The 17,768-nt window shown below is 72.7% G+C and carries 17 protein-coding genes; 4 read left to right on the top strand and 13 right to left on the bottom strand.

Annotated features, from left to right (window positions below):
• Window positions 1–19 precede the first annotated feature (19 nt).
• Window positions 20–307, top strand: a complete 288-nt coding sequence (locus AVL59_RS39510) for a hypothetical protein (protein ID WP_067314205.1) — start codon at window positions 20–22, stop codon at window positions 305–307.
• 10 nt (window positions 308–317) lie between these two features.
• Here the strand turns inward: AVL59_RS39510 and AVL59_RS39505 are convergent, their stop codons facing one another.
• The 6 genes from AVL59_RS39505 to AVL59_RS39480 form a co-directional block, all read right to left on the bottom strand.
• Window positions 318–1,085 (bottom strand): SDR family NAD(P)-dependent oxidoreductase, encoded by a 768-nt coding sequence (locus tag AVL59_RS39505; RefSeq protein WP_067314203.1) that lies wholly within the window; start codon window positions 1,083–1,085, stop codon window positions 318–320.
• A 70-nt stretch (window positions 1,086–1,155) separates the two neighbouring features.
• Complete coding sequence (locus AVL59_RS39500; protein WP_067314201.1) at window positions 1,156–1,740, bottom strand: TetR/AcrR family transcriptional regulator; 585 nt, start codon at window positions 1,738–1,740, stop codon at window positions 1,156–1,158.
• A 46-nt stretch (window positions 1,741–1,786) separates the two neighbouring features.
• Window positions 1,787–2,137 (bottom strand): nitrite reductase small subunit NirD, encoded by a 351-nt coding sequence (gene nirD, locus AVL59_RS39495; protein WP_067314199.1) that lies wholly within the window; start codon window positions 2,135–2,137, stop codon window positions 1,787–1,789.
• A complete protein-coding gene (gene nirB, locus AVL59_RS39490; RefSeq protein WP_067314197.1) occupies window positions 2,134–4,743 on the bottom strand; it encodes a nitrite reductase large subunit NirB in 2,610 nt (869 codons plus the stop codon). The genes nirD and nirB overlap by 4 nt, the downstream gene beginning before the upstream one ends.
• Complete coding sequence (locus AVL59_RS39485) at window positions 4,743–5,966, bottom strand: NAD(P)/FAD-dependent oxidoreductase (RefSeq protein WP_067314195.1); 1,224 nt, start codon at window positions 5,964–5,966, stop codon at window positions 4,743–4,745. Before AVL59_RS39485 ends, nirB begins: the two co-directional genes overlap by 1 nt.
• A 137-nt stretch (window positions 5,967–6,103) precedes the next feature.
• Window positions 6,104–6,994 carry an NAD(P)-dependent oxidoreductase gene (locus tag AVL59_RS39480; protein WP_067314193.1) on the bottom strand — a complete coding sequence of 297 codons (891 nt, stop codon included), beginning with the start codon at window positions 6,992–6,994 and terminating at the stop codon, window positions 6,104–6,106.
• Between the two features lie 145 nt (window positions 6,995–7,139).
• Between AVL59_RS39480 and AVL59_RS39475 the strand changes: the two genes are divergently transcribed.
• Entirely contained in the window at window positions 7,140–7,484 is a 345-nt protein-coding gene (locus tag AVL59_RS39475) for a winged helix-turn-helix transcriptional regulator (protein ID WP_067318290.1), read from the top strand.
• Between the two features lie 2 nt (window positions 7,485–7,486).
• On the opposite strand, the gene AVL59_RS39470 is transcribed toward AVL59_RS39475, so the two are convergent.
• From AVL59_RS39470 to AVL59_RS39460, 3 genes are all read right to left on the bottom strand, one after another.
• On the bottom strand, window positions 7,487–8,104 hold the full coding sequence (locus tag AVL59_RS39470; protein WP_067314191.1) for a class F sortase: 618 nt from the start codon (window positions 8,102–8,104) through the stop codon (window positions 7,487–7,489).
• Between the two features lie 228 nt (window positions 8,105–8,332).
• Window positions 8,333–8,854 (bottom strand): hypothetical protein, encoded by a 522-nt coding sequence (locus AVL59_RS39465; protein WP_067314189.1) that lies wholly within the window; start codon window positions 8,852–8,854, stop codon window positions 8,333–8,335.
• Between the two features lie 312 nt (window positions 8,855–9,166).
• Complete coding sequence (locus tag AVL59_RS39460) at window positions 9,167–9,892, bottom strand: TetR/AcrR family transcriptional regulator (protein ID WP_067314187.1); 726 nt, start codon at window positions 9,890–9,892, stop codon at window positions 9,167–9,169.
• 214 nt (window positions 9,893–10,106) lie between these two features.
• Here AVL59_RS39460 and AVL59_RS39455 point away from each other — a divergent pair, with 214 nt between their 5' ends.
• On the top strand, window positions 10,107–11,603 hold the full coding sequence (locus tag AVL59_RS39455; RefSeq protein ID WP_067314185.1) for an MFS transporter: 1,497 nt from the start codon (window positions 10,107–10,109) through the stop codon (window positions 11,601–11,603).
• Between the two features lie 61 nt (window positions 11,604–11,664).
• Here the strand turns inward: AVL59_RS39455 and AVL59_RS39450 are convergent, their stop codons facing one another.
• Complete coding sequence (locus AVL59_RS39450) at window positions 11,665–13,314, bottom strand: M4 family metallopeptidase (protein ID WP_067314183.1); 1,650 nt, start codon at window positions 13,312–13,314, stop codon at window positions 11,665–11,667.
• A gap of 152 nt (window positions 13,315–13,466) precedes the next feature.
• On the opposite strand from AVL59_RS39450, the gene AVL59_RS39445 reads away from it, so the two are divergent.
• Window positions 13,467–13,901 (top strand): gamma-glutamylcyclotransferase family protein, encoded by a 435-nt coding sequence (locus tag AVL59_RS39445; RefSeq protein ID WP_067314181.1) that lies wholly within the window; start codon window positions 13,467–13,469, stop codon window positions 13,899–13,901.
• 1 nt (window position 13,902) lies between these two features.
• On the opposite strand, the gene AVL59_RS39440 is transcribed toward AVL59_RS39445, so the two are convergent.
• The 3 genes from AVL59_RS39440 to AVL59_RS39430 all read right to left on the bottom strand — a co-directional run bounded on the left by AVL59_RS39440 (window position 13,903) and on the right by AVL59_RS39430 (window position 17,749).
• Window positions 13,903–14,733, bottom strand: a complete 831-nt coding sequence (locus tag AVL59_RS39440; protein WP_067314178.1) for an arylamine N-acetyltransferase family protein — start codon at window positions 14,731–14,733, stop codon at window positions 13,903–13,905.
• Window positions 14,734–14,790: 57 nt separating this feature from the next.
• On the bottom strand, window positions 14,791–16,947 hold the full coding sequence (locus AVL59_RS39435) for a molybdopterin oxidoreductase family protein (protein WP_067314176.1): 2,157 nt from the start codon (window positions 16,945–16,947) through the stop codon (window positions 14,791–14,793).
• Between the two features lie 121 nt (window positions 16,948–17,068).
• Window positions 17,069–17,749, bottom strand: a complete 681-nt coding sequence (locus AVL59_RS39430) for a SanA/YdcF family protein (RefSeq protein WP_067318288.1) — start codon at window positions 17,747–17,749, stop codon at window positions 17,069–17,071.
• Window positions 17,750–17,768 lie beyond the last annotated feature (19 nt).

Raw genomic sequence — 17,768 nt, 5'->3', positions numbered from 1 at the left:
GACCGGTAGGGTCTTCCGCATGCGCTGCTGGATATGCGGCTCCGGCCGGCTCAGTCCGGTCGGGGAGCTCACGTCGGGCGAGAGGGCCTACGAACGCTTGCGGCTGAGGTTCCGCCGCCCGGGAATCCTGAAGCCCCGGCCGACGTTCGACGCCGACCTCGCGCGGGCCTGTCGCGACTGCGGAGCCCTGTTTCCGTTCCTCAACGAGTACGAACGACAGCAGCTCGACGCGGTGGGCGACGACCTGACCGATGTCGAAGGGGTCCAGCCGCACCACTACGGCGGGTCCGACAGCCCCGGCCCGTGAACCCGCGTGCTCACAGGGAGGCGCCGCTGTCCACCACCAGATCGGTGCCGACCAGCGAGGCCGCGGCGTCGGAGGCCAGGTAGAGGACGGCGGCGGCGACCTCCTCGGTGGTGGAGATCCGGCCGAGCGGGAGGGTGGCCTTGGCACGGTCGGCCCGGCCCTCCTCGGTCTCTCCGGGGCGCAGCGACATGGAGGTGGCGGTGGCGCCGGGGCTGACCACGTTGATACGGACGCCGTCGCCGATGTGGTCCAGGGCGGCGCCCCGGCTGAGGGCGGTCACGGCGGCCTTGGTCGCCGCGTAGGCGGCGGCTCCGGCCAAGGCGGCGTGCCGGCCGAGGTTGGAGGACACGTTGACGATCGCGCCGCCCGAGGGCTGGGTGCGCATCCGGCGGACCTGGGCCTTCAGGGCCAGGTAGACGCCGGTGAGGTTGGTGGCGAGCTGGGCGTGCCAGTCGTCCTCGGGCAGGTCGGCGAGGGGCTGCCCGCCGCGCAGGACGCCGGCGTTGTTGACGGCCACGTCGAGCGAGCCGAAGTGCTCCACGGCGGCCTGGACCAGCGCCTCGGCGTCGGCGGCGCGGGAGACGTCGGCGATCACCGCGAGGGCCTCGCCGCCCTGCTCCTCGATCAGCCGGACCGTCTCGTCCAGCGGCTCCGGACGGCGCCCGGCCACGACCACGCGGGCCCCCTCGGCCGCGAGGGCGAGCGCCACGGCGCGTCCGATGCCGGAGCCCGCGCCGGTGACGAGGGCGGTCCTGCCGGTGAAACGGGTGAGGGTCATGATCTCCCCTTATGTAGAACGATCGGTTCAGTATGAGGGTGTGGAAAACGCCCCTCGGGAGAGGGGCGTGTCAGTCGAGCAGTGCCAGTGCCTGGTCCGCCGCGTCCCGGACCCGGGCCGGGTCCGAGGACGCCTTGCCGACCACCCGCAGGCCCTGCATCAGCACCAGCAGCATGCGGGCGAGGGCGAGCGGATCGCGGATCTCGGCCAGCTCGCCCTGGGCCTGGGCGCGCACGAGCGCCGAGTGCAGCAGGGTTTCCACGTGGTCCCAGTTGCGCTCGACCTGCCGTGCGGCGGCCGGGTCGTGCGGGGCCAGCTCGGTCGCCGCGTTCGTGATCAGGCAGCCGTTGTGGCGCAGTTCCTCGTGGGCCGCCTCCGCCGCGTACCGGCGCACGACCGCTCGTACGGCGGGCAGGGCGGGGCCTGGCCCGGACAGCTCGCGCACGATCCGTGTCAGGCCCGATCGCTCGTAGCGCTCCAGTGCCTTCAGATACAGCTCGTGCTTGCTCCCGAAGGTCGCGTACAGGCTCGCTCTGCCGATGCCGAGGTGCTCCACCAGGTCGGCCATCGAGGTGGCCTCGTAGCCGCGCCGCCAGAACAGCTCCAGGGCTGACTGCAGCGCGGCGTCCGGGTCGAATTCCTTGGTCCTGGCCACGGGGTGCAGCCTAGGTCTTTCTGAAACGATCGGTCAAGATCGCTGGTTACGCCACCCGCACCTCGTAGGTGGCGACACGCACCGACTCGTCGTCCAGGCACTGCCCGGTCTCCAGGTCGAAGCACTGCTTGAGCAGCGGGGACGCCACGAACGGGCGGCCCTGCCGGGTGCCGGTCAGGCCCCGGGAGAGAACGGCCGCGCCGCAGAAGGGGTCGCGGTTGTCGATCGCGTACAGGGTGCCGTTGCGGTCGCGGAACAGGGCGGCCTGGCGGCCGTCGGGCAGCAGCGCCGCCATCCCCCGGCCGGGCAGCAGCCGGCTCAGGTCGCAGACCGTGAACCAGCCGTCCTCCAGCTGGAGCTGGACCGACAGATCGGTCGTCTCGGGTGCCAGGGTCATCGCTGGGCGCTTCCTTCCAGTGCGTCTTCCAGGGGACGGCGGCCGATGGCGAGCAGCGGCAGGTCGGGCTTCATCTGGTCCCGCTCGGGGACGAAGGCGACCACCGGGTCCGGGGTGTCCGGCGCGTTCACGAAGGACACGAACCGGGCCAGCTTCTCGGGGTCGTTGATGGTCTCGGCCCACTCGTCGCGGTAGTGCGCGACGTGCGCGGCCATCAGGGACTCCAGCTCCTCGCAGATGCCGAGGGAGTCCGCCACGACCACCTCGCGCACATGGTCGAGACCGCCCGGGATCCGCTCCAGCCAGGTGGAGGTGCGCTCCAGCCGGTCGGCGGTGCGGATGTAGAACATCAGGAACCGGTCGATCAGGCGGACCAGTTCGGCATCGGAGAGGTCCTGGGCCAGCAGGTCCGCGTGTCGCGGGGTGGCGCCGCCGTTGCCGCCGACGTACAGGTTCCAGCCGCTCGCGGTGGCGATGACGCCGAAGTCCTTCGACTGGGCCTCCGCGCACTCGCGGGCGCAGCCGGAGACGGCGGACTTGAGCTTGTGGGGCGACCTGAGCCCCCGGTAGCGCAGCTCCAGGTCGATCGCCATGCGCACCGAGTCCTGGACGCCGTAGCGGCACCAGGTCTGCCCGACGCAGGACTTCACCGTGCGCAGCGACTTGCCGTAGGCGTGCCCGGACTCGAAGCCGGCGTCCACCAGACGCGTCCAGATCAGCGGGAGCTGTTCCACGCGCGCGCCGAACATGTCGATCCGCTGGCCGCCGGTGATCTTCGTGTAGAGGCCGAAGTCCCGGGCGATCTCGCCGATCACGATCAGCTTCTCGGGCGCGATCTCCCCGCCGGGAATGCGCGGCACCACCGAGTACGAGCCGTTCTTCTGCAGGTTGGCGAGGAAGTGGTCGTTGGTGTCCTGGAGGGCCGCCTGCTCGCCGTCGAGGACATAGCCGCTCGCGCCGATCGCCGGGGCGAGCGAGGCGAGGACGGAGGCCACGGCCGGCTTGCAGACCTCGCAGCCGTCGCCGCCCCGGGCATCCTCGCGGCCGTGGCGGTCCAGCAGGTCCTGGTACGAGGTGATGCGCAGGGCCAGGACGATCTCGTACAGCTCCTCGCGGGTCTGCGCGAAGCATCCGCACAGGCCCTTGTCGACCTCGACGCCGGAGGCCTCCAGCTCGGCGGTGACCAGCTGGCCGAGCACCTTCACACAACTTCCGCAGCCGGTACCGGCCTTGGTGCACTTCTTCACCTCGGGCACGGTGGTGCACCGGTGCTCGCTGACCGCGCCGCGGATCGTGCCCTTGCTGACGTTGTGGCAGGAGCAGATGATCGCCTCGTCCGGGAGGGCGGACGGGCCGAGCCGGTCCCCCGAGCCGGCTCCGGCGGGCAGGACGAGCGACTCGGGGGAGACGGGGGGCACCGAACCGGTCAGCGCGCGCAGGGTGCCGTAGGCCTCCGCGTCACCGACCAGGATGCCGCCGAGCAGCGTGCCGTCCCGGCCGATGACCAGCTTCTTGTACAGGCCGGCGCGGGAGTCGGAGTAGACGACGTCCAGGCAGTCCTCGGCCGTGCCGTGCGCGTCGCCGAAGGAGGCCACGTCCACGCCGAGCAGCTTCAGCTTGGTGGACAGGTCGGCACCCGTGAAGGAGGCCTCGTCGGCGGCGATGGTGGCCGCGGCGGTCTCCGCCTGCTCGTAGCCCGGGGCCACCAGGCCGTACACCCGGCCGTCCGCCGCCAGCGCGCACTCGCCGATCGCGAACACATGCGGGTCGGTGACCGTACGGCACTGCTCGTCGACGCTGATGCCGCCGCGCTCGCCGACCGCCAGGCCCGCGTCGCGGGCCAGCTGGTCGCGGGGGCGGACACCGGCGCTGAACACCACCATGTCGGCGGCGAGTTCGGAGCCGTCGGACAGCTTCATGCCGGTGACGGCACCGTCCGGGCCGACCACGATCTCCTGCGTGCCCACGCCCGTGTGGACGCTCAGGCCCATCTCCTCGATGGTGCGCAGGAGGGCCGCGCCGCCGCCCTCGTCGACCTGCACCGGCATCAGGCGCGGCGCGAACTCCACGATGTGGGAGGTGAGTCCGAGGCCCTTGAGGGCACCGGCCGCCTCAAGTCCCAGCAGTCCACCGCCGACGACGGCGCCCACCTGGGCCTTCGTCTTCGCGTACGCCTCGATGGCGAGGAGGTCCTCGATCGTGCGGTAGACGAAGCAGCCCTCGGCGTCCTTGCCCGGGACCGGCGGTACGAAGGGGTACGAGCCGGTGGCGAGGACGAGGGTGTCGTACGCGAAGATCTGGCCCGACCTCGCCGTGACCCGCTTCGCCTCGCGGTCGATCGTCTGCGCCGGGTCGCCGACGTACAGCTCGATGCCGTGCGTGCCGATGAACTCCATGTCGGTCATGGAGAGGTCCTCGGCGGTCTTGCCCGAGAAGTACGAGGTGAGGGCGACGCGGTCGTAGGCCGGACGCGGCTCCTCGCACAGGACGACCACGCGGTGCGTGGCGGTCAGGCCGCGCTCGGCCAGCGCTTCGAGGAAGCGCTGGCCGACCATGCCGTGGCCGACGAGCACGATGGTGGGGGTGGCCCCCGGGGTGGCGGTCATCAGGAGCCTCCGTCGTTGGTGAGCAGGTGGAGCAGGGGGCCGTCGTCGGGGAGCGGCTCCGCTCCCTCCCAGGCGCGGGCGAGCGCGCCCACGGTGCCGAGTTCGCCGACCAGGACCCCGCCGACCAGGCGGTCGTCGCGGACGACGACCTTGCGGTACGTGCCCCGGGTGGCGTCGGCGAGCTGCACGACGTCGTCGCCGGGGCGGGCCTCGGTCTCGCCGAACGCGGCGAGGTCGAAGGGGGATCCGGGACCGGTGAGGGTCAGCCGGGTCAGCGAACGGGTGCCGGTGTAGCGAGCCGCCGGGCTTTCGGCGTCGCCCGCGAGGAGTCCGGCGAGGGCGTCGGCCTGTTCGAGAGCCGGGGCGGCGAGGCCGTACACCGTGCCGTCGTGCTCGGCGCAGTCGCCGACGGCGTGGATGTGCGGGTCCGAGGTGCGCAGCTCGTCGTCGACGAGGACGCCCCTACGGACGGCGAGTCCCGCCTGTTCGGCCAGACCGGAGCGCGGTCGCACCCCGCAGGCGAGCACCACGAGATCGGCGTCGAGGGCGTACCCGTCGGCCAGCTCCACCGAGCGGACCGCGCCGCCGACCGAGCGCACGTCCCGCACCCGGCACTCGGTGTGCACCTCGACACCGAGGTCCCTCAGGTGCCGCAGCACCAGCCGGGAGGCGCTCGGGTCGAGCTGGCGCTCCATGAGCCGCTCGGCCTGCTGGGCGAGCACCACCTGCGCGCCGCGCACCGCGAGCGCGCGGGCGGAGGAGACCCCGAGCAGCCCGCCGCCGATGACGACCGCCCGCACACCGGGCCGTACCGCCTTGGACAGGCCCAGGCAGTCGTCCATCGTGCGGAACGCGTGGACGCCCTCCGGGAGCAGGTGGTCCGGGGTGAACAGGCCGCGCAGCGGCGGCAGCACGGGGTTGGAGCCGGTGGCCAGCACCAGCGTGTCGTATGCGATCGACGAGCCGTCGGCGCAGTCGAGGCGCCGTGCCGCGCGGTCGATGCCGGTGACCCGGGTGCGCACCAGGCCGCCGGGCGCGGGCAGGGCGATCACCTCCGGGGCGTACCGGCCGGCCAGCACCTCGGCGAGCAGGACCCGGTTGTAGGGCCGGTGCTCCTCCTCGCCGACGAGCAGCGCGGGCGTGCCCAGCTCGCCGAGCCGCCGGGCGAGTCGTACGCCCGCGAGGCCGGCGCCGATCACCACCACACGCGTTTTCGAGGTCATGCATCGCAGCGTGCGGCCCCGAGGTTACCCGGCCGCATCACTCCTGTTTCCCACGAGGAACGCTGCCCTCAGCGGGGGCGGGGCGGGGGTGTGAGGGGTCCGGGCGCCCGCCGGGCAGGGCTGTGAGGTGCGAGGAGTCAGGGCCGTGCGCGCAGCAGGCCGACCAGACCCGTGGTGTCCTCGTCCCCGTGCCCGTCGGCCAGACGGCGGCGCATCAGGTCCAGGAACGGGGTCAGCAGTTCGCTGCTCACGCCCTGCTCCTCGGCCGCGCGCAGCAGCGTCCCGGCGCCCGCGACCTGCATGGCCAGGCTGGAAACCACCCCGGTCGTCAGATCGCCGCTCGCCAGCCGCCCGGCCGTCCCGTGGGCCATGGCCGCCATCGCGTTCAGCCACGGCACGAGCAGCGCGGCGAACTCCTTCGGCGCCACGTCCTCGTCGCGCACCAGCGCGAAGGCGTGCGTGATCCCGGCGAACATGCCGTACATCCCGCTCAGCAGCGCCACGTCGTGCAGTGCGGCGAGTCCCGGGTCGGCGCCGACGTACTCGGTGCCGGCCGGCGCGGCCAGCACGTCCCCGTGCTCCTCGAACAGGTCGCTGTCGCCGCTGTAGAGGACAAAGGCGCCGGGCGCGCCGATCATCGGCGGTACGGCCATGATCCCGCCGTCCAGGAAGCGGGCGCCGCGCTCCTTCGCCCAGGCGGCGCGTGTCCGGGCCTCGCCGGGGGTGCCGGTCGTGAGGTTCACCAGGTCCCGGCCGGTGAGCTCGGCCCGCGCCAGTGCCTCGCCCACCGACGCGTCGTCCAGCAGGCACACCACGACGAGCCGGCCGGCCGCGACCGCCTCCGCCGCGCTCCGGGCGACCGTGGCGCCCTCGGCGGCCAGGGCCGTGGTCCGCCCGGGCGTGCGGTTCCAGACGGTCAGCGGATGTCCGGCGGCGAGCCAGGCGCGGCCGAGCGCGGTGCCCATGGCGCCGGTGCCGAGCAGGGAGACGGGCGTACGGGGGCTTGGGGAAAGGGAGTTGTCGGTCATGACGACTAGGCTCGTCCCGAGGAGCGCCCGGCGTAAGTACCTACTTCGAAGTGGGTGGTTACCTGTGGGGAAGGGCGCGGGTGGGGAAGAGCCAACGAAGGGCTCGGTGAAGGGCTCGGTGAAGGGTTCGGCGAAGGGGGAGCGGATGCCGATCGGGCGGCGGCCGGGGGCGTACGTCTGCGGGATCGACGCGGCGATGGACGTCATCGGCGGCAAGTGGAAGGTGCTGATCCTGTGGGCGCTGTACGAGCGCCCGCACCGCTTCGGGGAGCTGCGCCGGCAGCTGCCCGGCGTGACGGAGAAGGTGCTCGCCGCGCAGCTGCGGGAACTGGAGGCCGACGGGATCGTGCACCGCGAGGTGTACGACGAGGTGCCGCCCCGCGTCGAGTACTCGCTGACCGGGAAGGGCGCGCTGCTGAACGAGGCGCTGGCGCCGCTCGGCGCGTGGGGGAGGGAACACGTCCTCGGCGGGGAGGTGCCCGCACACTGAGGTCAGCGGCGGCCGCCGGTGAGATGCGCGAAGACCACCACGTTGCCCTGGTAGCCGGTGGCCTTCGAGTAACCGCCGCCGCAGGTGATGACCCGCAGCTCGGGACGGGTCGCCGCCCCGTACACCTTCTCGTCGGGGAAGTCCCGGGCCGCGTACACCTCCACCGCGTCCACGGTGAACACGGCCACGGAGCCGTCCTGGCGGCCGATCTCGATGACGGCGCCCCGCTTCAGGGCGCCGAGGTCGTAGAAGACGGCCGGGCCCTCGGTGTTGTCGACATGGCCCGCGATGATCGCGGTGCCCGTCTCGCCGGGCATGGTGCCGGCCTCGTACCAGCCGGCGAGGTTCTTCTCCTTGGCGGGCGGCACGTCCAGGCTCCCGCTGCGGGTGAGGGCGAGGCCCATCAGAGGGGCGTTCACACGGATCGCGGGGATCCGGATGCGGGTGGGCGCCGACGGCTCCAGAGCGGGGGCCGCGAGCCGCTCCTCGCCCGGCTCGGGCCGGCCCTCGGCGGCCGACGGCTGCGGTGGCGCATGCGTCCCGGAGCCGAGCAGCCACACCCCCGAGCCGAGGGCGACGACGGTCACTGCGGCTATGGCGGTGTCCCCGATCCTGCGCATACGAACCCCTCTCCCGGAGACGGACTCCTGCGAGGCGGGACCTGGGGCGGGTCCCTGAGGCGGAACTCGGTGGATCCTCGGGGCGGATTCCGGCGGGTCACCGGGGCGGACGGGCCGCCCCGGGTCCCCGACGGGCCGACCCTCTGCCCCCTCCGGGCCGCGAGGGGCGTCGGACCCGGAGGGGGCGGGGCAATGCGGTACCGGCGGACGGACAGCGGAGGGTGTCCGTCAGATCCCGTCGCCTCTCGCCCGGCGATGCAGGAGCCAGGTACCGCCCGCGGCGGCGACGGCCAGCGCCGTCACACCCGCCGCGGTCTGGACGGGGCCGGGGCCGAGTGCGCCGCCGACCCCCGTCTTCACGCTTCCCCGCGGCTGCACCTGCTCGTGCGCCGCGCTCAACGCCACCACCAGGTCCCCCGTGACCTGCTTGGTGCCCTCCGCGCACTTGGCGACGATCTCGTACGTCCCCGGCTGCGCGCTCGCCGGCACCCGGAACTGGCCGATCGCCTCGCCCTGGTGGGTGCTGGGCGCCAGCGTGAAGGTCCCGGCGCCGACCGCGCCCGCGTCCCCCGTCGCCGTGCCCTTGTCCCCGCACGCGGCCGTGTTCACCGTGACCTGGCCGCCCGGCACCACGCTGGACGGGTACACCTGCAGGACGCCGGTGCCGCCGCCGTAGGCCGGTGCCGCGGCGAGACCCGCCGCGGCCACGGCGAGTGCGGTACCGGTCAGCAGGCGGGCGGTGCGTCGCATGGTGCTCCCCAGAGCTTGTCCGACTCGTTCATCCGACTCGTTCAGGGGGCGCGTCCCCTGCCCTACCGAGGTAAGTGGCACTCGGCCCGGACCGCTTCCTGAAAGTCCGTCAGAAACGTGCTGAACGGGTGGCGCCCACGGCACCCGCACGGCCTAGCGGCGCCGAGTTCGGGCAGGTCATGGGCGTGCCTGGGGGCGCCCGCGAAAAGAACACGAATGGAGCGCCGGCCGGCGGTGAACGGGTGACCCCCGCGCGCGCCGTACTCGCCCCGCCCGAGGGGCCGTCAGCCCTGGGCGGCGAGAGTCCCGTTCCTACCGCGGCAGCCGCAGGGCCAGTCCGTCCAGGACGACGTCCAGACCGTGGGCGAACTTGGCGTCCCGGTCCCGCGCGGGGTCCCGGCGTTCGGACGCGGCGTAGGCGGCGGCGAGGTTGGTGTGGTCGGCCGCGGCCTCCTGGGCGGCGGGCATCAGCCGGGCGATGAACTCGGCCTCCGTCTGGCCGGACCGGGCGACCGTGGTGAGCCAGGCGGCCTCGGTGGTGCTCATGCCGAGCGTGTACGCCAGCAGGGTGCTGATCGCCTGATCGGGCTCGGGGAAACCGGCCGCGATGAACAGCGAGGCGAGCCGCTCGGAGAACGACATCAGGTTGGGGCCCAGGTAGACGAGGCCCGCCTGGCCCATCACGGACGACACCCAGGGGTGCCGGAGGGCGGTCGCGCGGAAGGATCCCGCCGCCTCGGTGACGGCGGCCCGCCAGTCGGGGCTGTCCGCGGGCGGCACGCGGATCTCGGCGGCGGCCTCGTCCACGGCCAGCTCCATCAGCTCGTCCTTGGTGGCGACGTGCCGGTACAGAGAGGTCGCGCCGGCGTTCAGACGGGCGGCGAGCTTGCGCATGCTCAGCGCCTCGACGCCGTCCGCGTCCAGCATGGCGATCGCCTCGCGGACGATCGCGGCCCGGCTGAGCGCCGGCTGCTCCGGTTCCTGCTTCTGCCGCGCCCATACGGAGGGGATCGGGTTCGGCTTCGCCTTGGCGGCCATGGCGCTCCTCGGGGTGCTCGGAGTGATCGGGGTTCTCCGGTGCCTGCGTGCGTACATCGTGCGCAGTCAGCGTACAGCGCTTTGGGTTGCGCACACTGTTCCGCCGTGCGTACAGTGTGCGCAACGGACGGAACGGTGTACGCATCACGGGAGCAGTGTTCGCATCGTTCGCGTCCAGCGTGCTCAGCCCGGTGAAGCCGAAAGGAAAACCCTGATGGAAACCCGCAACCCACGTCGCTGGTGGATCCTCGTCGTGCTCTGCCTGAGCTCGCTGGTCCTGACGATCGACACCATGGCGCTCACCGTGGCCGTGCCCTCGATGACCGAGGACCTCGGCGCGAGCGCCCAGGACGTCCAGTGGATCCTCGACTCCTACATCCTGGTCTTCGCCGGCCTGTTGCTCACCTCCGGCAGCCTCGGCGACCGCTTCGGCCGCCGGAAGGTGATGCTGACCGGCCTGCTGCTGTTCGGTGCGGCCTCACTGGTCGGCACATTCGCCGCCGACCCGGGCCAAGTGATCGCCATACGGGTGGCGATGGGCGTCGGCGGCGCGCTGATCATGCCGTCCACCCTGTCCATCCTCATCACCGTCTTCGACGAGAAGGAGCGCGGCAGGGCGATGGCGGCCTGGGGCTCGGTGTCGATGCTCGGCCTGGTGGGCAGCCCGGTGCTGGGCGGTGTGCTGATCGACCACTTCTCCTGGCACTCGATCTTCTTCCTCAACGTCCCCGTGGTCGCGCTGGCCGTCGTCGCGGGCCTGACCCTGATGCCGGAGTCGAAGGCGCCGTGGCAGAAGGCCGACCCGCTGGGCGCGGTGCTGTCCGCGGCCGGGATGACCGCCCTGGTCTGGTGGATCACCGAGATCCCGCAGCACGGTGCCTTCGGCGGCCGGGCCGTGATCGGCCTCGCGGTCGCGGTCGTCTCGCTCGCCGCCTTCGTGATCTGGGAGAACGTCACCGACTCCCCGATGGTCCCGCTGGTCCTGTTCAAGCACCGCAACTTCAGCGGCGGTTCGCTCTCCCTGGCCCTGGTCCAGATCGGCAACGGCGGCCTGCTGCTGGTCCTCACCCAGTACCTGCAGTTCGTCCTCGGCTACTCGCCGATCAAGGCGGGCCTGGCCTTCCTGCCGCTGGCCGTGACCGCGATCATCGGGAACGCGGGCGGCGCGCAGCTGGCCGCGAAGATCGGCAACCGCTTCGTGGTCCTGACCGGCATGCTGATCATGGTGGCCTGCTTCGCCCTGCTCACCACGGTCGACGCCGGCTCCGGCTTCACCGTCCCGGCGATCGCCCTGGGGCTCCTCGGTCTCGGTGCCGGCGCGGCCATGCCGGCGGCGGTCGGCGCCCTCATGAGCACGATCCCGCCCGAGAAGGCGGGCGTCGGCTCGGCCCTGAACGACACCATCCAGCAGTCGGGCACCGCCCTCGGCATCGCCATCCTCGGCTCGCTGCTCACCAGCGGCTACACGCACCGGATGCCCGCCGACGCCCCCGCCGAGGCCCGCCGGTCCATCGCCCAGGCGGTCGCCACGGCTCACCCGGGCCTCGCCGGCGCGGCCCGCGAGGCCTTCGCCTCGTCGATGTCCACCACCTTCGCCGTCAGCGCCGCCGGCGTCCTCGCGGCGGCGGTCCTGGCGACCCTGGTGATGCGGGACACCAGGCCGGAGCAGCCCGCCGAGTCCCCGGCCCCGGAGCCGGAGCCGGTCGGCTGACCGGAGCGCACACCGAAGGCCGGTGCCCGAACGGGCGCCGGCCTTCGGGCGTTTCAGGGGCTCAGTTCACGTTGACCGCGCTCCAGGCCGCGGCCACCGCGTTGTACTCCGTGCTCCCCGCGCCGTAGAGGTCCTTGGCCGCGCTGAGGGTGGCGGTGCGGGCGCCCTTGTAGTTCGTGGAGGACGTCATGTAGACCGTCAGCGCCCGGTACCAGATCCTGCCGACCTTGTCCCGGCCGATGCCGGTGACCGTCGAGCCGTTGGAGGTCGGCGAGTCGTAGCTGACCCCGTTGATGGTCTTCGCGCCGCTGCCCTCCGCGAGCAGGTACGCGAAGTGGTTGGCGACGCCCGAGGAGTAGTGGACGTCGAGGTTGCCGACCGAACTGCTCCAGTAGTCCGCCGAGTTGCCGTCCTTGGAGGGCTTGTCCATGAAGCGCAGGGCGGGCTTGCCGAAGCCGGGCTTCACGATCTTCTCGCCGATGAGGTAGTCACCGGGGTCGGAGGGGTTGTTCGCGTACCACTCGACCATCGTGCCGAGGATGTCCGAGGTGGCCTCGTTGAGCCCGCCGGACTCGCCCGAGTAGGTCAGCGCGGCCGTCTTCGAGGTCACCCCGTGCGTCATCTCGTGCCCGGCCACGTCCAGCGCGACCAGCGGACCGAAGGTGGTCCCGTCGCCGTCGCCGTACGTCATGCAGAAGCAACTGTCGTCCCAGAACGCGTTGTTGTAGTTGCTGCCGTAGTGGACCCGGTTGTACGAGCCTTTGCCGTCGCCGGCGATGCCGCTGCGGCCCTGGACGTTCTTGTAGTAGTCCCAGGTCTCGTTGGTGCCGTACTGGGCGTCGACGGCGGCCGAGGAGCGGTCGGAGTTGCTGCCCGAGCCCCAGTGGTTGTCGGCGTCCGTGAACAGGGTCGCGGGGGCCCGGACGAAGCAGATGCCGAAGAAGCACAGGTCGGTCTTGTTCTCCGCGTCACCGGTGTAGGTGTTGCCGCGCGTCGGGTCCTTCAGCTGGTACGACGAACCGGACTGGGTCGTCTCCAGCGGCACGGTCCCGCTGTAGAGCGACTTGCCGTCGCCGGTGGCGGTCTCGATGCTGTCCCAGGCGTCGATCTGGGCGCCGGTGCGGGCGTCGGTCAGCACGGTGCGGGCGACCGGGTTGCCGAGCGAGTCCTGGCCGGCGACGTTGGTGCGCCAGGCCAGCTTCGGGGTGCCGTGCAGGGCGTCGACGACCAGCTCCGGCTTGGCCTTGACGTTCTTCAGCCGCTCGCCGAGGTTGGCGGCGCGCAGGGCGTTGACCGCGAGGCCGGCGGCCTTCGGGCCGGTCACCTCGGGGATGACCGAGGACAGGGACAGGGGACTCCTGGTCGCCCGGTCGGCGCTGCGGTAGGCGCCGTTCGGGGCCAGGTGGACCACGAAGTCGCCGCCGAGTACCGGCAGTCGGTGGTAGGTGCGGTCGTAGCGGACGTGCTGGGTGCCGTCCTTGTCGACGATCACGTCCCGGACGCTGGTGCCCTCGGCGGCGGTCAGGCCCAGACTCGTGGCGTGCGCCACGAGGGCCGACGCGGCGTTCTCGACGGCGGTGGCCCGGGTGGGTCTGCCGTCGGCGTGGGCGGCGGGGGAGAGTCCGGCGGCGAGCAGGGCGGCGGTGGTGGCGGTGACGCCGGCGGCGGCGAGACGACGGGATCCTCGGACGTGCGGACGTATCCGGCTCATCTGTCTCCTTGGGGGGAGGCGCCTGTGAGGTATGGGGGTGGCGCGGGTACCGACCGCGATTTAAGGGCAGCCGTCATGTCATGTCCATAGCATTCGCATGGAGATGTGCATGGGGATGTGTGAGAGGCCGGCGGGGGTGAAGAATCGTTTCTGTGATCACTCCGGAGCCCCGAGACCCGCTGCCCTTCTTCGTCTACGGCACGCTCCGCCCCGGCGGGGCGAACCATGACCTGTTCCTGCGGGGCCGCATCCGGACCGAGGAGCCCGGCCGCCTTCCGGGCGCGCTGCTCTACGACGGACCCGGCTATCCGTACGCCGTCGAGGAACCCGGGGCGGGGGCGGTCAGCGGCGAACTGGTCACCGCACGCCCGGAGTCGTACGGCTCCTTGCTCACGGAACTCGACCGGCTGGAGGAGTACGCGCCGGGCGACCCGCGCAACCTGTACGAGCGCGTCGCCCGGGACGTCGTACGCGGCGACGGCACCGCCGTACGGGCCTGGGTGTACCTCGCCGCCCCGGCGGTCGCCGCCCGGCTCCGGGCCCGGGGACGGCCGATCGAGGGCGGCGACTGGCCGGCTCGGCGCTGAATCAGCCGAGCAGCCTGAGCCCCTCGGGCACGACGATCCCGAACTCCTCCTCCACCACGCGCCGTGCCTCGGCCTCCTCGGTCAGCTTCCGCTCGGTCACCGTGCCGTCGGCGCGGGTCTCGACCAGCCGGGCGCCGTCGAGGGCGAGGTGCCGTTCGGGGGTGGTGCGCTGGAGATAGGGGCGCTGGGTGAAGGGGGAACGGGGGTTGGTGCCGATGTGCCAGTTGAACACCTCGTAGTCGGGCGCGGCGAACGGCTCCAGCGTGAACGCGTACTGGCTCACGAACCCCCGCGCTTCCCGGACGTACGCCTGCAGCGCCCACAGCTCCAGCGGCCCGCCGTGCGGCAGATGCACGAGCCGGTGCCGGCGTCCGCCGCCCTCGAACTCCGTGCCGACGGTCAGCGGTACCGGTGCCAGCAGCGCACCGGCCGCCCCGAACCCGACGTCCGCGAGATACGGCTGTGGATCGCCCGGCACCTGGACCCGCAGCATCATGTGCGTACGCGGCCGGCTCTCCACCGTCTCCGCGCCCAGCACCACGCGGCCGGCCAGCCCGCTCACCCGGAGGCCGAGCGCCTCAAGGGCCAGCCTGAGCAGGGTGTTGTGCTCGTAGCAGTAGCCCCCGCGACGGCCGCGGACCATCTTGGCCATCAGATCGGCAGGAGCCAGCGACGGAGCCCTGCCGGACACAGGGTCCAGATTCTCGAAGGGGATGGACAGCGCATGGGCCAGATGCACACCCCGCAGGGTCGCCGGGTCGGCCCGCCTGCCGCCCGCCCACCCGATGCGCTCCAGATAGGCGTCGAGGTCGAACTGCTCGGTGTCGGACATACCCCGACGCTACGCGACCCCCGCCCGCCCCGGCCGCGGCCCACGGGCGGAACACCGCTACTCCTGTGGTCCTAGGGCCTCCACCCGCACCGCGCACGTCTTGAACTCCGGCATCCGCGAGGTCGGGTCCAGGGCCGGATTGGTGAGGGTGTTGACGCGGCCCTCGCCCGGCCAGTGGAAGGGCATGAAGACGGTGTCGGGGCGGATGGCGGCGGTGACGCGGGCGGGGGCCACGGCCCGGCCCCGCCGGGAGATCACCGCCAGCGGATCCCCGTCGGCCGCCCCGAGACGGGCCGCCAGGCGCGGGTGCAGCTCCACGAACGGGCCGGGTGCGGCCGCGTTCAGCTCCGCCACCCGCCGCGTCTGCGCCCCCGACTGGTACTGCGACACCACACGGCCGGTGGTCAGCAGCAGCGGGTACTCGGCGTCCGGTTCCTCGGCACTGGCCCGATGCGTCACGGCCGCGAACCGCGCTCGCCCGTCCTCGGTGGCGAACCGGTCGAGGAAGAGACGGGGGGTTCCGGGGTGTACGTCGGTCTCGGCGTCGTGGACGGGATCGTCGGGCAGGGCGTCGCACACCGAGTCCTCGCCGTCCTCGTCCGTCACAGGGGGTGCCGGACACGGCCAGAACACCCCGTTCTCCTCCGCCAGCCGCCGGTAGGTGATCCCCGAGTAGTCCGCCGGGCCGCCCGCGCTCGCCCGGCGCAGTTCCTCGAAGACCTCCTCGGGGTCGGCCGGGAAACCCTTCTCCACGCCCAGCCGGGCGGCCAGTTCGCCCAGCACGTACAGATCGCTGCGGACGCCCGGCGGCGCGGTGACGGCCTGCCGGCGCAGCAGCACCCTGCCCTCCAGGCTGGTCGTCGTCCCCGACTCCTCGGCCCACTGCGTGACCGGCAGCACCACGTCCGCCAGCTCCGCCGTCTCCGAGAGGACGACATCGCACACGGCCAGGAAGTCCAGCGAGCGCAGCCGCTCCTCGACGTGGGCCGCGCGGGGCGCCGACACCACCGGGTTGGATCCCATCAGCAGCAGCGAGCGGACGTCCGTGCCGAGCGCGTCGAGCAGCTCGTAGGCGCTGCGGCCCGGACCGGGCAGGCTGTCCGGGTCCACCCCCCACACCTGAGCCACGTGCCGCCGCGCCGCCGGGTCGTCCAGCTTGCGGTAGCCGGGCAACTGGTCGGCCTTCTGGCCGTGTTCACGCCCGCCCTGGCCGTTGCCCTGCCCGGTCAGACAGCCGTACCCGGACAGCGGACGGCCCGCGCGGCCGGTCGCCAGGCACAGGTCGATCCACGCGCCCACCGTGTCCGTCCCCTTGGACTGCTGTTCCGGCCCGCGCGCCGTCAGCACCATCGCCGCCTCGGGCGCGCAGAACATCCGTACCGCCTCGCGCAGCTGCGGCACGGACACCCCCGTGATCCGCTCCACGTACTCCGGCCAGTGCCCCATCGCCGCCGCCCGGGCCTCCTCCCACCCGCTCGTGCGCTCAGCGATGAAGTCCTCGTCGGTGCGGCCCTCGGCCACCACCAGGTGCAACAGACCCAGCGCCAGGGCGAGATCGGTGCCCGGGCGGGGCGCCAGGTGCAGGTCGGCCTGCTCGGCGGTCTTCGTGCGGCGCGGGTCGACGACGATCAGCGTGCCGCCGTTCTCCCGCAGCTCGCCGAAGAAGCGCAGCGACGGCGGCATGGTCTCGGCGAGGTTCGAGCCGACGAGGATCACGCACCCGGTCCTCGGTATGTCCTCCAGCGGGAACGGCAGCCCCCGGTCCAGACCGAACGCCTTGGTGCCGGCGGCCGCCGCCGACGACATGCAGAAGCGGCCGTTGTAGTCGATCTGCGAGGTGCCCAGCACCACCCGCGCGAACTTCCCGAGCGCGTACGCCTTCTCGTTCGTCAGGCCGCCCCCGCCGAACACCCCGAGCGCGTCGGGGCCGTAGCGCTCCCGTGTCGTTTCGAGCCGCTCGGCGACCCGGTCCAGCGCCTCCTGCCAGGAGGCGGGCACCAGCCGGCCGCCCGACCGCACCAGCGGCGAGGTCAGCCGCACCGCGGGCGAGAGCACCGCGGACGCCGTCCGTCCCTTGCCGCACAGGGCACCCCGGTTCACCGGGAAGTCCGCGCGCTCGGTCACCTCGACGCCCCCCTGCGGCAGGGGCGTGATGTTCATCCCGCACTGCAGGGCGCAGTACGGGCAGTGGGTGGGCGTCGAGGTGGTCTCCATGCGACCAGCGTGCTTCGGGCGTGTTACGGCCCCGGGCCGCCTCCGGTTACACGCCCGGCACGGCGACCTCCCCGCCGGGCCGCGGGCGGCGTGAGGTCCCGGGGCCGTTCCTCGGAGTCACTCAGTCCCGCGCCCCCGCCAGCGCCTTGGTGACCCCGCGTTCCCGCGGGCCCAGGAAGGTCGGATCGGGATGGAACACCGCGTCCAGCGCGGCCTTGCCCGCCGCGAACACCTCCCGCGTGCCGCCGTAGTACCAGGTCGCGTCGTGCTTCGCCTCGACCCCGACCCCGTACGACTCGACGCCCGCGGCCTCGCACAGCGCCACCGCCCGCCGGATGTGGAAGCCCTGGCTGATCAGCACCGCCCGGTCCACCCCGAAGATCTTCTTGGCCCGCACACAGGAGTCCCAGGTGTCGAAACCGGCGTAGTCGCTGACGATCCGCGCGTCCGGCACGCCGTGCCTGGTCAGATAGGTGCGCATGGCGTCCGGCTCGTCGTAGTCCTTGCGGCTGTTGTCCCCGGTGACCAGCACCACCTTGATCCGGCCCGCCCGGTACAGCTTCGCCGCCGCGTCCAGCCGGTGCGCGAGGTACGGCGACGGCTCCCCGTCCCACAGCCCGGCCCCGAAGACGACGGCGACATCGGTGTGCGGCGCGTCCGCCGTCGTCCGCAGCCGGTCCGCCGTCGACACGAACAGCCAGGTGGCCGGCAGCAGAGCCAGCACACACCCGGCCATCAGGGCCTGCACCAGCCGCCGCTGTCCGGTTCGGGTGCGCGGCAGCCGTGGTCGACGGATCCTCATCCGGTCCCCCATGTGTTCG

It is taken from the genome of Streptomyces griseochromogenes, assembly GCF_001542625.1.
In the GTDB taxonomy this organism is placed as follows: Bacteria; Actinomycetota; Actinomycetes; order Streptomycetales; family Streptomycetaceae; genus Streptomyces; species Streptomyces griseochromogenes.
The sequence above is the reverse complement of the archived record's forward strand: the minus strand, read 5'-3'. Positions and strand labels throughout refer to the sequence as shown.